Source organism: Actinomadura chokoriensis, from assembly GCF_039529475.1.
GTDB lineage: Bacteria > Actinomycetota > Actinomycetes > Streptosporangiales > Streptosporangiaceae > Spirillospora > Spirillospora bangladeshensis.
In genome coordinates this window covers 57,466-71,594 of the sequence record NZ_BAAAMW010000019.1, presented here as the reverse complement: position 1 = coordinate 71,594, position 14,129 = coordinate 57,466, and the positions used below count along the sequence as shown (strand labels likewise).

General features: G+C 73.6%; 14 protein-coding genes. 7 read left to right on the top strand and 7 right to left on the bottom strand.

Features of this window, described 5'->3' with window-relative positions; translation table 11 throughout:
• Positions 1–8 precede the first annotated feature (8 nt).
• From ABFX46_RS31625 to ABFX46_RS31605, 5 genes are all read left to right on the top strand, one after another.
• Positions 9–206 (top strand): hypothetical protein, encoded by a 198-nt coding sequence (locus ABFX46_RS31625; RefSeq protein ID WP_346047579.1) that lies wholly within the window; start codon positions 9–11, stop codon positions 204–206.
• A complete protein-coding gene (locus ABFX46_RS31620; protein WP_346047578.1) occupies positions 203–1,531 on the top strand; it encodes an erythromycin esterase family protein in 1,329 nt (442 codons plus the stop codon). Before ABFX46_RS31625 ends, ABFX46_RS31620 begins: the two co-directional genes overlap by 4 nt.
• A 38-nt stretch (positions 1,532–1,569) precedes the next feature.
• Positions 1,570–2,352 (top strand): DUF427 domain-containing protein, encoded by a 783-nt coding sequence (locus ABFX46_RS31615; RefSeq protein ID WP_346047577.1) that lies wholly within the window; start codon positions 1,570–1,572, stop codon positions 2,350–2,352.
• Between the two features lie 250 nt (positions 2,353–2,602).
• Complete coding sequence (locus ABFX46_RS31610) at positions 2,603–3,307, top strand: Crp/Fnr family transcriptional regulator (RefSeq protein ID WP_346047576.1); 705 nt, start codon at positions 2,603–2,605, stop codon at positions 3,305–3,307.
• 26 nt (positions 3,308–3,333) lie between these two features.
• On the top strand, positions 3,334–3,906 hold the full coding sequence (locus ABFX46_RS31605; protein ID WP_346047575.1) for a TetR/AcrR family transcriptional regulator: 573 nt from the start codon (positions 3,334–3,336) through the stop codon (positions 3,904–3,906).
• 18 nt (positions 3,907–3,924) lie between these two features.
• On the opposite strand, the gene qcrB is transcribed toward ABFX46_RS31605, so the two are convergent.
• From qcrB to ABFX46_RS31590, 3 genes are all read right to left on the bottom strand, one after another.
• The gene (gene qcrB / locus ABFX46_RS31600; RefSeq protein WP_346047574.1) at positions 3,925–5,610 is read right to left on the bottom strand and encodes a cytochrome bc1 complex cytochrome b subunit; all 1,686 of its coding nucleotides are present in this window, start codon (positions 5,608–5,610) and stop codon (positions 3,925–3,927) included.
• 125 nt (positions 5,611–5,735) lie between these two features.
• Positions 5,736–6,377 carry a hypothetical protein gene (locus ABFX46_RS31595; protein WP_346047573.1) on the bottom strand — a complete coding sequence of 214 codons (642 nt, stop codon included), beginning with the start codon at positions 6,375–6,377 and terminating at the stop codon, positions 5,736–5,738.
• A 171-nt stretch (positions 6,378–6,548) separates the two neighbouring features.
• Complete coding sequence (locus ABFX46_RS31590; RefSeq protein ID WP_346047572.1) at positions 6,549–7,814, bottom strand: hypothetical protein; 1,266 nt, start codon at positions 7,812–7,814, stop codon at positions 6,549–6,551.
• A gap of 193 nt (positions 7,815–8,007) precedes the next feature.
• Here ABFX46_RS31590 and ABFX46_RS31585 point away from each other — a divergent pair, with 193 nt between their 5' ends.
• Positions 8,008–8,538, top strand: a complete 531-nt coding sequence (locus tag ABFX46_RS31585) for a DoxX family protein (RefSeq protein ID WP_346047571.1) — start codon at positions 8,008–8,010, stop codon at positions 8,536–8,538.
• An 89-nt stretch (positions 8,539–8,627) separates the two neighbouring features.
• Here ABFX46_RS31585 and ABFX46_RS31580 read toward each other — a convergent pair whose 3' ends face one another.
• The 3 genes from ABFX46_RS31580 to ABFX46_RS31570 all read right to left on the bottom strand — a co-directional run bounded on the left by ABFX46_RS31580 (position 8,628) and on the right by ABFX46_RS31570 (position 12,519).
• Positions 8,628–10,487 (bottom strand): carbohydrate-binding module family 20 domain-containing protein, encoded by a 1,860-nt coding sequence (locus ABFX46_RS31580; RefSeq protein ID WP_346047570.1) that lies wholly within the window; start codon positions 10,485–10,487, stop codon positions 8,628–8,630.
• Positions 10,488–10,636: 149 nt separating this feature from the next.
• On the bottom strand, positions 10,637–11,683 hold the full coding sequence (nrfD, locus tag ABFX46_RS31575) for an NrfD/PsrC family molybdoenzyme membrane anchor subunit (RefSeq protein WP_346047569.1): 1,047 nt from the start codon (positions 11,681–11,683) through the stop codon (positions 10,637–10,639).
• Positions 11,680–12,519, bottom strand: coding sequence for a 4Fe-4S dicluster domain-containing protein (locus tag ABFX46_RS31570; protein WP_346047656.1), 840 nt, complete (start codon positions 12,517–12,519; stop codon positions 11,680–11,682). Before ABFX46_RS31570 ends, nrfD begins: the two co-directional genes overlap by 4 nt.
• A 229-nt stretch (positions 12,520–12,748) precedes the next feature.
• Between ABFX46_RS31570 and ABFX46_RS31565 the strand changes: the two genes are divergently transcribed.
• The gene (locus ABFX46_RS31565) at positions 12,749–13,147 is read left to right on the top strand and encodes a PaaI family thioesterase (RefSeq protein ID WP_346047568.1); all 399 of its coding nucleotides are present in this window, start codon (positions 12,749–12,751) and stop codon (positions 13,145–13,147) included.
• Here the strand turns inward: ABFX46_RS31565 and ABFX46_RS31560 are convergent.
• The gene (locus tag ABFX46_RS31560; protein WP_346047567.1) at positions 13,144–14,004 is read right to left on the bottom strand and encodes a PaaX family transcriptional regulator; all 861 of its coding nucleotides are present in this window, start codon (positions 14,002–14,004) and stop codon (positions 13,144–13,146) included. The two genes, ABFX46_RS31565 and ABFX46_RS31560, sit on opposite strands and share 4 nt — an antisense overlap.
• Positions 14,005–14,129 lie beyond the last annotated feature (125 nt).

Here is a 14,129-nt window from a genome sequence, read left to right as displayed (position 1 = left end):
ACGTCGTCATGCCACGACCGGGAAGCAACAAGTACGACGCCGAGCGACGCAGGCTGCGCAAGCAGTTGGAGGACCAGGGGGCCGCCAGCGACCAGAAGGCCGGCGAGCGCGCCAACGCGCTGCTGCAGCTGGACGAGGACCACCGCCCCCGGCGCGCCACCGAGCGGGGCGCCGGGCCGAAGGGGGAGCGGAGGGGATCGCGGTGAGCCCCGCGGTGGGCCATGAGGGGCCCGACTCCGACGACGTGCAGGGGGCGGCGCTGCCGCTGGAGTACGAGGAGGACCTCGATCCGCTCCTCGACCGGATCGGGGACGCCCGTTGCGTGCTGATCGGCGAGGCCAGCCACGGGACGCACGAGTACTACGCCTGGCGGGCCGCGCTGACCCGGCGGCTGATCGCCGAGCGCGGCTTCGCGTTCGTCGCGGTCGAGGGCGACTATCCGGACTGCCGGCGGGTCGGCCGCTCGGTGGCCCTGGCCCCGGGCGCGCCCGCGGACCCGCGCGACGTCCTGGACGCCTACGAGCGCTGGCCGACGTGGATGTGGGCCAACGAGGAGACCGTGAAGTTCTGCCGGTGGCTGCGCGGCCGCAACGCGGGTCTGCCGCCCGACGAGCGCGCCGGCTTCTACGGCCTGGACGTCTACAGCCTGTGGGAGTCGCTCCGGGCGGTCGTCGACCACCTGGCGGAGCACCGTCCCGAGTACCTGGAGACGGCCCTTGAGGCCTACCGCTGCTTCGAGCCGCACGGCGAGGACCCGCAGGCCTACGGGTGGAACGCCGCGCTGGTCCCGGACGGCTGCACCGACGAGGTCCTCGCGCTGCTCACCCGGCTGCGCCGGACCGTCCCGGACGCCGGCTCCGGCGGCCCGGCGGACGCGTTCGACGCCCGGCAGAACGCCGAGGTGGCGGCGAACGCCGAGCGGTACTACCGCGCCATGATCGGCGGCGGGCCGGAGTCGTGGAACGTGCGGGACGTCCACATGGCCGACACCCTCGACCGGCTCATGGGGTTCCACGGGGCCGAGCGCGGCGGGGGCAAGGCCGTGGTCTGGGCGCACAACACCCACGTCGGCGACGCGCGGGCGACCGACATGGCCGCCGCCGGCATGGTCAACCTCGGCCAGCTGGCGCGGGAGCGGCAGGGCCGCGACCAGGTCGTGGCGGTCGGGTTCGCGGGCGGGCCCGGCGAGGTCGTCGCGGCGCCGCGCTGGGGCGGCCCGATGGAGGTCATGCAGGTCCCGCCGCCGGCCGCCGGGTCGCTGGAGGAGGTGCTGGCGGAGTCGGAGCTGCACCGCGGGATGTTCATCGTGCCGCCCGAGCCGGACAAGCCGTCCTTCCTCACCCGGACCCTCGGGCACCGCGCGATCGGCGTCGTGTACGACCCGGACCGCGACCGGCGCCAGTACGTGCCGACGCGGCTCGCCGACCGCTACGACGCGCTCTGCTGGTTCCGGACCACGACGGCGCTCGAGCCGCTCCACCTGGAGGCGGCCCGCCGTGGTGAACTGGAGACCATGCCGTCCGGGGTGTGACGGCACGCGCGTGCCGCCCCGAATGTGAGGAGTCGCCCATGTCCCTGACCATGCCGCCGGGGCCGCTCGCCGGCACGCCCGGCGACCAGGTCAACTTCACGATCGACGGGCCGAAGCACCGGCTGTTCATGCACCGGTTCCCGCGCCGGGTGCACGCCTGGTTCGCCGGGGAGATCGTCCTGGACACCGAGCGCGGGCAGTTCCTGCACGAGACGGGGCTGCTGCCCGTCCTGTACGTCCCGGAGGAGGACGTGCGGACCGACCTGCTGGAGCGGACCGAGCACACCACGTACTGCCCGTTCAAGGGCGACGCGGCGTACTGGACGGTCCGGGCCGGCGGCCGCAGCGCGGAGAACGCGGTGTGGGGGTACCCGGAGCCGAAGCCCGAGGCGGCCTGGCTGCGCGGCCTCATGGCGTTCTACTGGGCCCCGATGGACGCCTGGTACGACGAGGACGAGGAGGTCCACGGCCATCTGCGCGACCCCTTCCACCGCGTCGACGCGCGCCGCGCCCGCCGGCACGTGCGGGTGCTGCGGGACGGCGAGATCGTCGCGGAGACCGAGCGCCCGATCGTGCTGTCGGAGACCGGCCTGCCGAACCGCTACTACATCCCGGCCGAGGACGTCCGCCGCGAGCTGCTGACGCGGAGCCGCAAGCACACCGTCTGCCCCTACAAGGGCGAGGCGACGTACTGGTCGCTCGAAGGAGCCGAGGACGCCGCCTGGTCCTACGAGGAGCCGCTGGAGGACGCCACCAAGATCGCCGGCCATCTGAGCTTCGACCACGAGGCACTGGCGATCGAGTCGCAGCCGCCGCCCTGAGCAGGGGAGACCCGCCCGAACGCGCGGCCCGCCCCGCGGTCGCGGCGGCCGCCGCGACCGTCGGGCACCCCGGCGGGCGGCCCGATCTGGACCCGGCCGGCCTCGCGCGGCGCGCCGGGACGTGACGTGACCTCCGTGTTCTCGCGGTGCACAAGGGGGCGCCCTCCGGTTTACAGTTCGGATGACCGTGGGCAGTAACCGTGGGCGGGAACCATGGGCGGGACCATGGCGGGGCGAAGGAGACGGGCTGGTGGCAGCGTACGCGGCGTCCTCCCCGCGGCCGGGGTTCTGGGCCGCGCTCGACCCCGCGCAGCGGGCCGCGCTGCGCGACGCCGCGCGCCCCCGGCAGTTCCCGGTGAAGGCGCCCCTGGTCTACCAGGGCGACGAGTCAGACCATGTGATCATCATCGAGCGGGGCTGGGCGAAGGTCACCTCGTCCACCGCCGACGGCCACGATGTGGTGCTGGCCGTCCGCGGCCCCGGCGACCTGATCGCCGAGAGCGCCGCGCTCGGCGGGCGGCCGCGCGCCGCGACCGTCACCGCGCTGTCGCCGATCCGCGCGCTGGTCGTGCCCGCCGCCCGCTTCACCGGGTTCCTGGAGGGGCACCCGGACGTGTGGATGCTCGTCACCGGGACCTTCGTCGAGCGCATGGACGAATCGGGCCGCCGGCTCACCGCGCACGTCACCAGCCGCGGCCCGCAGCGCCTCGCCGGGCTGCTGACCCAGCTCGCGGAGCTGTCGGCCCAGCACGCCCCGCCCGCGCCGGACGGCTCGATCGAGATCGGCCCGCCGCTGTCCCAGGAGGAGCTCGGCAGCTGGATGGACGCGTCCCGGGAGACCGTCGCGCGCGCCCTGAACGGCCTGCGGCGCGCGGGCCTGATCCGCACCGGCTGGCGCAAGATCATCATCGTGGACCTGCCCCGCCTCCGCGAGTTCGCGAAGGAGAGCGACTGACGCGACCGGGCCGTAGGATTCCCGGCGTGAGCACTCCGGGGACGGGCCGGGACGGCTACCACCACGGCGACCTGCGGCGGGCCGTCATGCGGGCGGCCGTCGACGCGATCGCCGAGTCGGGCCCGGCCGGGTGGAGCCTGCGCGAGCTGGCGCGCCGCGCCGGGGTGTCGCACGCCGCGCCCGCCCACCACTTCGGCGACAAGGCGGGCCTGCTGACGGCCGTCGCCGCGGAGGGGTACGCGCTGCTCGCCGACGCCCTCGAAGCCGCCGGCGACGACCTGCACGCGGTCGGCCTCGCCTACGTCCGCTTCGCCGTGGAGCACCGGGCGCACTTCGAGGTCATGTTCAGCCCCGGCCTCTACCGGGCCGGCGACCCCGGCGTGAGCGCCGCCCGCGCCCGCGCGGGCGCCGTCCTCGCCGCGGGCGTCCGGCAGGCGTCGCCGGACGGCCCGGACGGCGGCCGGACGGGCCGGCTCGCCGCCTGGTCGATCGTGCACGGCTTCGCCCACCTGTGGCTGAGCGGCGCGCTGCCGGACGGTCTGGGCGACGACCCCGTGGCCGCCGCCGCCCCGGTGATCGAGCACCTCTTCAAGCGCTGACCGGCCGCGCGCCGCGCCTCAGGGCGACGCCTTCTCGCCGAGGGCCCGCTGCTCGCCGGGGGCGGGCCGGTCGCCGCCGGAGTCCAGCGGGGGGCGCTCCGGGACGGTGGCCAGGTCGGCGCGGAACCGGCGGTTGAGCGCGGCGCGGAGCCGCCCGGCGGCCGTCCGGCCGCGCGGGCTGACGACGCCCCCGGCGGGCGGCGGGACGTCCAGGTCGACGGTGGGCGCCGGGCGCGGGTCGGTGATCGCCGCGGTCGCCTCGCCCGGCAGGTGCCGCTCGACCTCGCTGTACCCGCCGTCCGGGGACCGCCGGACGATGCCGGTCTCCAGCCCGTGCGCGACCAGGCCGCGGTCGCGGTGCTGCAGGCCGACGCAGATCCGGTAGGCGACGATGTAGCCGAGCACCGGCCCGAGGACGATCAGGAAGCGGAAGAACCAGGTCGTCCAGAACAGCGGGATGTGGAACTTGTCGGCGAGGACGTCGTTGCCGCCCGCGAGCCACAGCGTCCCGTAGAAGACCACGCCGGCGATGCCGATGCCGGTGCGCGCGGGGACGTCGCGGGGCCGGTCCAGCAGGTGGTGGATCCGGTCGTCGCCGGTCACCCAGCGTTCCAGGAACGGGTAGGCGGCGAGGCCGGTGAACAGGACCCCCGGCACCACCAGCGCCGGGACGAGCACGTTCAGCGGGACGGTGTGGCCCCACGCGGTGATCTCCCAGGCCGGCATGATCCGCAGGGCGCCCTCCAGCCAGCCCATGTACCAGTCGGGCTGCGAGCCGGAGCTGATCGCGCCGGGGTCGTACGGGCCGTACAGCCAGATCGGGTTGATCTGGACGAACGCCGCCAGCAGCGTGGTGATGCCGAGGACCCACAGGAAGAACGCCGTCGTCTTGCCGATGAACACCGGGAAGAACGGGTAGCCGCGGACGGTCGTGTTCGTGCTGCCCTTGCCGGGGAACTGGGTGTGCGTCTGGCGCCAGGTCAGCACGATGGCGTGCAGCGGGATGAGCGCCGCGAGGATGCCCGGGATCAGCAGCACGTGGACGACGTAGAGCCGCGGGATGACGTCGGTCCCCGGGAACTCCCCGCCGAACAGGAACATCACCGCGTACGAGCCGACCAGCGGGATCCCCGCGGTGACCCCCTCCAGGATGCGCAGGCCGGTGCCGGACAGCAGGTCGTCCGGCAGCGAGTACCCGAACAGCCCGTTGAACATGACCAGGACGAGCATGGCGACGCCGATCAGCCAGTTCAGCTCGCGCGGCTTGCGGAACGCCCCCGTGAAGAAGTTCCGCAGCATGTGCACGAGGATCGCCGCCATGAAGACGAGCGTCGACCAGTGGTGGAGCTGCCGGACGAGCAGCCCGCCCCGCACGTCGAAACTGATCTTCAAGGTGGAGGCGTACGCCTCGCTCATCTCGACGCCCTGCAGCCGCGTGTAGGAGCCGTCGTAGACGACCTCGTGCATGCTCGGCTTGAAGAACAGCGTCAGGTACACCCCGGTCAGCAGGATGACCACGAACGAGTACATCGCGATCTCGCCGAGCAGGAAGCTCCAGTGGTCCGGAAAGGCCTTGCGCAGCGCCCGGCGCGCGAAGCCGGTGGTGCCGAGCCGCTCGTCCAGGGCCCGCGCCCCGCTCAGAAGAGGGGCGTCCACCGCCGCCCTGCCCCGCGCCTGGGGCGTCGTCCCCGCCATCGTCAGCATCCCTCCGTCGTGCGTTCTGCGCATAAGACGGATCGAGGACGGACGTTTGTGACACCCCGGGCGATGTGCCCCTGATCACAGGCGGCTGATCACAGGCGGCGCGCGGCGCCGGGAGTACGCGTGGGTCAGCAGGCGGGCATGGCCGGGTGGCCGCGGCGACGGTGGCGCGGGCGCCAGGCGACCTTGTAGAAGAGCCGGATCGGCGGCGGCAGCAGCCGCAGCACCGCGCCGCGGGTGGACTCCGAGGCGTCGTCGAGCAGCCACGGCAGGAACGTCCCGAGCCCCCGCAGCCCCAGCTCGCGGCGGAACTCGACGTCGAACGTCCCCCATTCGAAGGGCGTCAGGGTCTCCTGGATCAGCGGCAGGACGTTCGCCTCCTTGAAGTCCAGGAGGACGTCCAGGGACGTGCGCAATTCGTGCGCGTACCGGGTGAACGTGGGCCGGTCGCGGTGCTCCAGGGCGGCGTCGACGCCGTCGATCAGCGGGACGACCCGCAGTGTCCGCACCGCGAGGGAGTCGAGGACGACGGCGACGCGCCCGCGGCCGTGCTCGCGCTCGTCGGCGTCCTTGGCGTACATGACCGTCCAGAGGGCGCGCTTCTCGGCGTTGTCCTGGAGCCGCCAGTAGTGGGTGAACAGGGGCCAGGCGGCGGCGACGTCCGGTTCGGCGGGCCCGGCCGCGGACTCCAGCCGGGCCGCGTCGCGGCGGAACGCCTCGTACGCGGCGTAGAGCATCGTCAGGTTGTACTTTCTGGTCACGCTATCCATGCCGCCTCCTCGACCTCCGCGCCGGCAGCGCCCCAGAGGTAGACGCTCCGGACACCTCTGGGCGTGACGCGATCTGGAGCCTGACCTCTGTGACCTGCCCCACGTCCGGCGATCTATGCGGTGGGCCGGCCGGACGGCGGGGCGGCGCCGCCGTCCGGCCGGGCCGGTCCGTCAGGTCACCGGGTTGTCGACCAGGTACACCTTCGGGGACGGCGCGCCGCACGCCGCCGGGACGGTGCCGGACCCGCCGCCGAAGGCGAGGTTCGCGGCGGCCGACCCGAGCCGGACCGAGACGCTCTGAGCGCCGGACGCCGGGGTGAAGGGGCCCGCGGTCAGCGTCCCGCCGCTCGGCAGCGGCACGGTGATCTGCCGGTCGCGGACGAGCGGCGTCCGCGGGATGGGCACGCCGCCGGACGGGATGACGTTCTGCGTCGCCGGGGTGCCGCCGTCGATCTCCAGGTTCAGCGCGGTGACCGTCCCGGAGGCCGAGCCGTACCCCTCGTCGATGAGCCGGTTCACGGTATCGGCGGGGATCACCAGCGCGCCGCTCGCCTCGGTGAAGGAGAACGAGCCGCCCTTCCTGACCACGAGCGGGATGTGCGCGCCGACGGCGATGCCGACGTCGAGCGGCTCACCGCCGACCGTGCACGTGTACGGGGCGTTGACGATGCCGACCAGCTCGTTCGAGGCGGGCTCGGGGAAGTTCAGCGGGGCACCGGTGAGCTTGGCCGGGGCCTGGCCGGGCGCGCCGCCCACGCCGATCGTGAGCAGCGCGTTGCCGGCCGACGGCTTGCAGTCGGCCTTGATCGGTAGGCTGAACCCGGCCTGCGACTTCAGGTCGATCTCGGCCACCGCGTGGTCGAAGGCCAGCGTGACCTTGCCCCCGTCCGGCGCCTTGTAGGGGCCGACGTCGAAGGTGCCGGTGAGCGGCAGGCCCACCTTGAGCGGTTTTCCGGCCTCGATCGCGATGTCCTTGATCTCGAACGGCTCGCCCTCCGCGATGTTGATCGCCGCCGGCGTGGAGTCGCTCGCGCCGATCGTGAGGTCGGTGACCCTGGCGTCCGCCTCGGTGATCCCGAGGATGGGGGCGAGCGAGGTCAGCCAGGACGGGAACGTGATGCTGCCCGAGCCCTGGGTCAGCCAGAACTCCTGCCCGGGGCCGAGCTGCACGGGCGCCACGCCCTGCACGTCGACGTCCGTCGGCAGGTAGAACACCGGCAGGCCGGCGAGCGTGATCGTGCAGCCGATCGGCAGCTTGAACCGGCCGGTGTCCACGCCGACCGCCGGGACGTCCTGCGGCGGGAGCGCCCGCGCGGGGGGCGCGTGGACGAGCGCGAGCGCGACGGCGGCGGCGCCCGCGAGGGCCGCGAGCCCGCGCCGCAGTCGGCGGCCGCCGGGTCTGCCGGCTCGCCTGGATCTGGCTTCGCTGATTGTCATGGGGGTCCCTCCAGGAGTACGGAGTCGCTGACGGGTGCCGTCATGGTGGGCCGGAACGGGGAGGCCGAGATACGGACGCTGCGTCGGAAGTGCGTCGTCGCGGTTGGCAACCGCACATAGAAAGCCCAGACCGGCAGGGGGAGCCGCGAGCGCCTTGTACGTTGGCGGGACGTCGGTGAGGAAGGGGCCGTGAATGGCTGTTGAGGCGGTGGGCGCCGATATCGCGTCGCTGGTGCTGCGGCTGTCCGTGGGCGGGACGCTGCTCGCGCACGGGTGGAACCACGCCTGGGGCGGGGGCCGGATCGCGGGGACGGCGGGCTGGTTCGAGTCGATGGGGCTGCGGCCCGGCCGGCTGCACGCGCTGATGGCCACCGGCACCGAACTGGGCGCCGGCGTCCTGCTGCTGCTCGGCCTGCTCACCCCGCTCGCCGCCGCCGGCGCGGTGGGCACGATGGCGGTCGCGTTCGTCACCGCCCACCTGCGCAACGGCTTCTTCATCTTCCGGCCGGGCCAGGGCTACGAGTACGTCCTGATGATCATCATGGTGGCGTGCGGGCTCGGCGCCCTCGGCGGCGGCGCCGTGTCGGTCGACCGCGCGCTCGGGCTCGCCGACGACCTGGCCGGATGGGAGGGCCTCGCCGTCACGGCCCTGGCCGGCGGCATCGGGGCCGCGCTCCTGCTCGCGGTCTTCTGGCGCCCGTCCCGGGAGGCCGCCGGCGAGTGACCGGTGGCTGATCGGCGGCGCGCCGGTGGGTGATGAGCAGGGCCGGCCTCCGCACACGACGAGGCCGGCCCTGGTTCATCCGGGAGAGGTCATCGCCAGGTGTCGTTCGCGGTGTGCGCCGACGTCCCGGTGGTGTAGCTCCGGTTCGCGCCGTTCTCCCACGTTACGGCGCCCGCGTCGGTCTTCTTGATGTACTTGTACTCGATCCTGGTGTCGGCGGGCAGCGTCACGGTTCCGCTCCAGGTCGGGTAGCGGTCGGGGGAGAGCTTGACGGCCTTGGACGTGTCCCAGGAGCCGAGCGCCGGGATGTCGCCGACGATGTAGACGCTCGTCCCCCAGGTGGTCGTGGCGTGGACGTTGAACGCGTCGGAGACGGTCGTGGGTGCGGAGGTCGGCGTCGAGGTGGGCGTCGCGGTCGGTGTCGCGCCCGTTCTGGCGTCCACGTGGATCGCGACCGCGCCGTGCGCGGGGATGGTCACGGTCGCGGTGCCGCCGGACACCGCGACGGACGTGCCCGCGCACCCGTCCTCTCCGAGGCCGCCGGTGATGACGTCGCAGTAGACGCCGTCCGCGAGGCCGGTCCGGTAGGCGGCCGTGGACGCGCCGGCCGAGTCGTTGAGCCCGATCCAGCCCTTCGAGCCCCGGCTGAACCCGATGACGTCGCCCGCGGTCGCGGTGAAGTCGGACACCATCGTGGCGGACGCGGTCGCGTTGTGCCAACCGACCATGCCCTTCATCCCGGTCGACTGCGTGAGGCACTGCCAGCCTCCCGAGCAGTCGGTGCCGGTGACGAAGCCGCCCGAGTCGGCCGGCGGCGACTGCCCGGCGGACGACCAGGCGAACCCGTCGAACACCGACGGCTTCCCGTAGGGGTAGGCCAGCAGGAAGTAGGTGGCCAGCACGTAGTCCGAGCCGTCCTTGTAGCTGAGCGTCGACCCGTTCCGCTCGGTGTCGTGGTTGGTGACCATGGTGAACGTCTGCGCGCCGGCGGCGTCCAGCGACCACGACGGGATGCCCGACAGGTTCGACAGCGTGCCGTTCTGGAACTGGGTCTTCAGCCCCTGCGCGTAGGAGAAGCCGAGCACGTCACCGTTCCCGGTGAACGCGGACGGCTTCAGGTCGGCGGTGCTCGCTCCCGGGACGACCTCCTGCGCGATGTAGGGCGCCCTGCCCTCGGCGGTGGTGGTGCGGAGCGCGCCCTTGATGGCGGCGAAGTCGCTCTGCGCGATGTGCTTGGCGGCGTCGATGCGGAAGCCGTCCACGCCGAGCCCGATGAGGTCGTTCAGGTATCCGGTGATCTTTCCGCGGACGTAGTCCGACTGGGTCTTGAGGTCCGACAGCGACACCAGTTCGCAGTTCTGCACCTCGGACGTGTCGTTCCAGTCGTCGATGCCGCCGTCCTCGTCGTCGCAGTACCCGTCGCCCGGATGGTGGAAGTCGCCGTAGCCGTACGGGACGGCCGGGTAGGAGAACCCGGCGGGGTCGAAGGTCGACCCGCCGTAGGTGGTGCCGACCGTGTTGTTGTGCCCCGCCATGTGGTTGACGACCGCGTCCACATAGACGCGGACGCCCGCGTTGTGGCAGGCCGTGACCATGGCGGTGAACTGGGCGCGGGTCCCGAGCCGGCTGGTGAGGCCGTAGGAGACGGGCTGGTACACCTCCCACCACGGATGCGCGCCGTCGCTGCTGCTCGCGAGGCTGACCGATTCGGCGGGCGGGGCGACCTGGACGGCCCCGTAGCCGGCCGGGCCGAGGTGGTCGGTGCAGGCCGCCGCGACCGACGGCCAGTTCCACTCCCAGAGGTTGGCGGTGACGTCGCCGCCGTTCAGCGGGACGGCGGCGCGGGCGGGGGAGCCGGGGAGCAGGGCGGCGGCGGGCGCGAGCCCGCCGAGGACGAGCGCACCGGCGGCGAGCAGGGACCGGCTGCGGGGGATTCTTGCGCGTTGCATTGCGGCGAACTCCTGACAGCGAGGCGCCTGGCGGGCGCCTGGAGGGGTGGGGGACGGCCGTCCGCGAGCACCGTGAGAATGCTCTCTTCTTGCAGTCCCGTCAAGAGCTTGCGCAAGATTTCAATGGACTTGCAGAAAACCGACAGGCGCTAGCTGGTGGCCTTCGTGCCGCGCTCGTCCACGCGTTCCCGCTGCGGGACGACGGTGTACTTGGGGTCCTCGGCCGACTGGATCCCGGCGTAGAAGATGCCGAAACGCGTGCAGGCGGACCCGGCCAGGAGCGCCGCCCCGCTGAGCGCCGCGCCCGCGCGGCTCCGCCCCGCGAGCAGCACGCCGCCGGCGGTCCCCGCGCCCGACAGGACCTCGCCCGCGCGCATGAACCGTCCGGCCCTGCCCTTCCTGTACGGCTCGGCGGCCAGCCCGGCCCGCCGCTCCAGCAGCTTGGCCGCCGCCAGCTCCACGGCGGCGCCGGACACGGCGGCGGTCCGCATCGGCCCGGTCTCGCGGACGGGCGCGGCGACCAGCGCCATCCCGGCCGCGGCGGTCGTGGCCGAGCCGGCGAAGACGAACGGCAGCTCGCGCTTCCCCTCGTGCCAGGCGGGCACCGCGGTGTCGGCGATCAGCACGGCCGTGTAGACCGTGACGGCCGGGCCGAGCGCGGCGGCCGCGGCGGTGGCGGCCCTGCCGAGATGCGGGAAGCGCCCCGCCACGTCGAGGACGGCGGCGCCGCCCGCGGCCGGCCCGTAGGCGGCGAGGATCCAGGAGCCCATGCTCATCGGCGAGGTCGGCTTCATCACCCGCAGCATGTTGGCGAACCGCGCCGGCCGGCCGAGGTCGTGGATCAGCGCGGCCGTGGACCCGGCGATCGCGGCCAGCGAGGAGATCTTCAGCGCCCGCGCCGCGGTGTGCCGCCCGGTGAGCTGCGCGCCCGCGGCCAGCATCGAGCCGGCGCCGGCCAGGCCGCCGAGGAAGAGGTAGGCGGCGACGTCGGCCGCCTTCCAGACCGGCGGGTTCAGGATGGGCAGGCCGTAGTAGGAGGTGAACTCGGCGTCCGGCACCATCGCCTTCTCGCCGCGGCCCCCGCGCCGCCGGCCGCGCCGCCCGCCGTTCCGCGGCCGCAGGCCCCTGCCGACCAGCGCCTCGCGGTCGGGCCGCGCCCCGGTGATGCCCTCCCTGCGCACCTCCGACTCGCTCATCGCGCTCCTCCCCGGCCGCCGACGCCGCCGTGGGCGGCGAAGACGGCGGCGAGCCCGCCGACCAGCGCGGCGGCGGCGAGCCCGGCGTGCCGCCACATGGACGGCAGGTCGCGCGTGGTGACGACCGGGTCCGGCGGCAGCCCGTAGACCTCCGGTTCGTCCAGGAGCAGGAAGAACGCGCCGTCGCCGCCGACGCCGTCGTCCGGGTCGTGGCCGTAGAGGCGGGCGTCCTCGACGCCGATCCCGTGGAGCTGCTCGACCCGCATCGCCGCGCGCTCGCGCAGCTCGTCCAGCGGCCCGAACTGGATGGAGTCGGTCGGGCACGCCTTGGCGCACGCCGGTTCTTGGCCCGCCCCGAGCCGGTCGTAGCACAGCGTGCACTTCCAGACCCGGCCGTCCTCCTTGCGCTGGTCGATGACCCCGTACGGGCAGGCCGGGACGCAGTAGCCGCAGCCGTTGCAGATGTCCTCCTGGACGACGACCGTGCCGAACTCGGTGCGGAACAGCGAACCGGTCGGGCAGACGTCCAGGCACGCGGCGTGCGTGCAGTGCTTGCAGACGTCCGACGCCATCAGCCAGCGGAAGTCGGTGCCGCTCCCGCCCGAGGCCGCGCCGGGGGAGTCGCCGTGGTCGACGCCGGGCTCGGCGTTCCCCATGGGCTTGTTCTGCTCGATGAACGCGACGTGCCGCCAGGTGTCGGCGCCGAGGCCCTGCGTGTTGTCGTAGGACATGCCGGTGAACTCCAGGCCGTCCTCCGGGATGGCGTTCCACTCCTTGCACGCCACCTCGCACGCCTTGCATCCGATGCACACCGATGTGTCGGTGAAGAACCCCATCCGGGGCGGGTGATCGGTGTAGCCGGAGCTGGCGGCGACATCCGCTTCGGCTCCGGCGAGCAGGTTCCGTCCGACCAAGCTGCCCATCCCAGGACCTCCCTACACGCGGCACCGACCCTTCTCCGACTTCCCGGCAGCGCGCTCTCTACACGCGGGCTCCGCCACCGGACCCTCCCGCACGTGTGACGCACCGTTGACGGAGGATTCGGCGGATGTATAGCTTCCGGGGATGACGGTTGAGTTCTCCGGTTACGCGGGCCCCCTGGACGAGACGCTCGGGCTGGTGGTGACCGAGGCGTCCGACCAGGAGGTCGTGGCCGAACTGGAGGTCACCGACAAGCTCATGCAGGCGTACGGGATCGTCCACGGCGGCGTGTACTGCGCCATCACCGAGACCGTGTGCAGCATGGGCGCGGCCCTCACCGTGGGGCTCGGTGAGCAGGTCGTCGGGATCAGCAACCACACCCGGTTCATCCGCGCCGTGCGCGGCGGCCGGCTGGTGGCCCGCGCCCGCCCGGTCGACCGGGTGGACGACCACGTGACCTGGCAGTCGACGATCACCGACGAGAAGGACCGCGTGGTCGCCGAGGGCACCGTCAACCTGCTGAGGCTGACCCCGCCCGCCTAGTCGCCGCTCATCGCCTTCCACTGGCGGTCGGCGACGGGGCGCCAGGTGTCGTGGCGCTCGTGGAACAGCGTGAACGCCTGGGAGCCGCTCCAGTCGTCCGGGAGCAGCTCCGCCGGCAGGGCCGGGTCGAGGAACGGGAACCGGCGCCATGCCTGGACGAGCCGGGTGTGCGCGGCGAACGTGCCCTGATCGTCGCAGGGGCGCAGCGCATGGACGGCCTCCAGGAAGTCCTCGTAGGACAGCTCGATCTCGTCGAGGTCCCACGCCTGCCGGGCCACCCGGCGCGCCTCGGCGAGGTCGCCGAGCCGCCCGGTGAACAGGGTCGAGGTGTCGGCGACGCCGATCTCGGCCAGGACGCGCCGCACCTCCCGCTCGCGTCCGGGGTGCGGGGTCGCCCACACGCCGGGGGACAGGTTGCCGAGCCCGCTCCAGGCGAGCCGCGTCCGCAGCAGGTGGCGGAGCCTGCGGCTGGTCTCCGGGACGGTCGCGAGGACCAGCAGCCACCGCCCGTCCCAGTCGCCGACCGGGCCGCCGAAGCCGTAGATGCGGTCGGTGCCGTCGGTGAGCAGCCGCTCGCCGGCCGGGGTGAGCCGCCAGGCGGTGCGGCGGCCGTGCCGCTCCCCGGCGAGCCAGCCCTCGGCCGCGCTGCGCGCGAGCGCCTGCCGGACGGCCTTCTCCTCCACGCCGAGCAGCCCGAGCGCCCGCAGGAACGTCGCCGTCCAGACCGGCTCGCCGCCGGGCAGGACGAACTCGCCGAGCACGGTCAGCAGCAGCGACCGGGCGCTCGCCGCGCCCAGCTCGCGCCGGCGCCGGAACTCCGGCCGGGGGTGCGCCGCGTCCTCGCCGGATCGGGCCATGTGCTTCTCCTCCTGAGCCCTTCTGGGGCGCGGCCGTCCATGGAACGCTGTCCAGTATCGCGCGAGTAGTGCGCGGTACCGCGTGCGTACCGCGCGGTACCCCGCGAGCGTTCCTCCCGACCGGC

What these genes read in the sequence shown, in the direction of transcription:
- ABFX46_RS31615 (WP_346047577.1), top strand. Translation starts at nt 1,570, where the DNA reads ATGTCCCTGACCATGCCGCCGGGGCCGCTCGCCGGCACGCCCGGCGAC.
- ABFX46_RS31580 (WP_346047570.1), bottom strand. Translation starts at nt 10,487, where the DNA reads ATGCAACGCGCAAGAATCCCCCGCAGCCGGTCCCTGCTCGCCGCCGGT.
- ABFX46_RS31560 (WP_346047567.1), bottom strand. Translation starts at nt 14,004, where the DNA reads ATGGCCCGATCCGGCGAGGACGCGGCGCACCCCCGGCCGGAGTTCCGG.
- ABFX46_RS31570 (WP_346047656.1), bottom strand. Translation starts at nt 12,519, where the DNA reads ATGGGGTTCTTCACCGACACATCGGTGTGCATCGGATGCAAGGCGTGC.
- ABFX46_RS31585 (WP_346047571.1), top strand. Translation starts at nt 8,008, where the DNA reads ATGGCTGTTGAGGCGGTGGGCGCCGATATCGCGTCGCTGGTGCTGCGG.
- nrfD (WP_346047569.1), bottom strand. Translation starts at nt 11,683, where the DNA reads ATGAGCGAGTCGGAGGTGCGCAGGGAGGGCATCACCGGGGCGCGGCCC.
- ABFX46_RS31565 (WP_346047568.1), top strand. Translation starts at nt 12,749, where the DNA reads ATGACGGTTGAGTTCTCCGGTTACGCGGGCCCCCTGGACGAGACGCTC.
- ABFX46_RS31595 (WP_346047573.1), bottom strand. Translation starts at nt 6,377, where the DNA reads ATGGATAGCGTGACCAGAAAGTACAACCTGACGATGCTCTACGCCGCG.
- ABFX46_RS31590 (WP_346047572.1), bottom strand. Translation starts at nt 7,814, where the DNA reads ATGACAATCAGCGAAGCCAGATCCAGGCGAGCCGGCAGACCCGGCGGC.
- ABFX46_RS31625 (WP_346047579.1), top strand. Translation starts at nt 9, where the DNA reads ATGCCACGACCGGGAAGCAACAAGTACGACGCCGAGCGACGCAGGCTG.
- qcrB (WP_346047574.1), bottom strand. Translation starts at nt 5,610, where the DNA reads ATGCTGACGATGGCGGGGACGACGCCCCAGGCGCGGGGCAGGGCGGCG.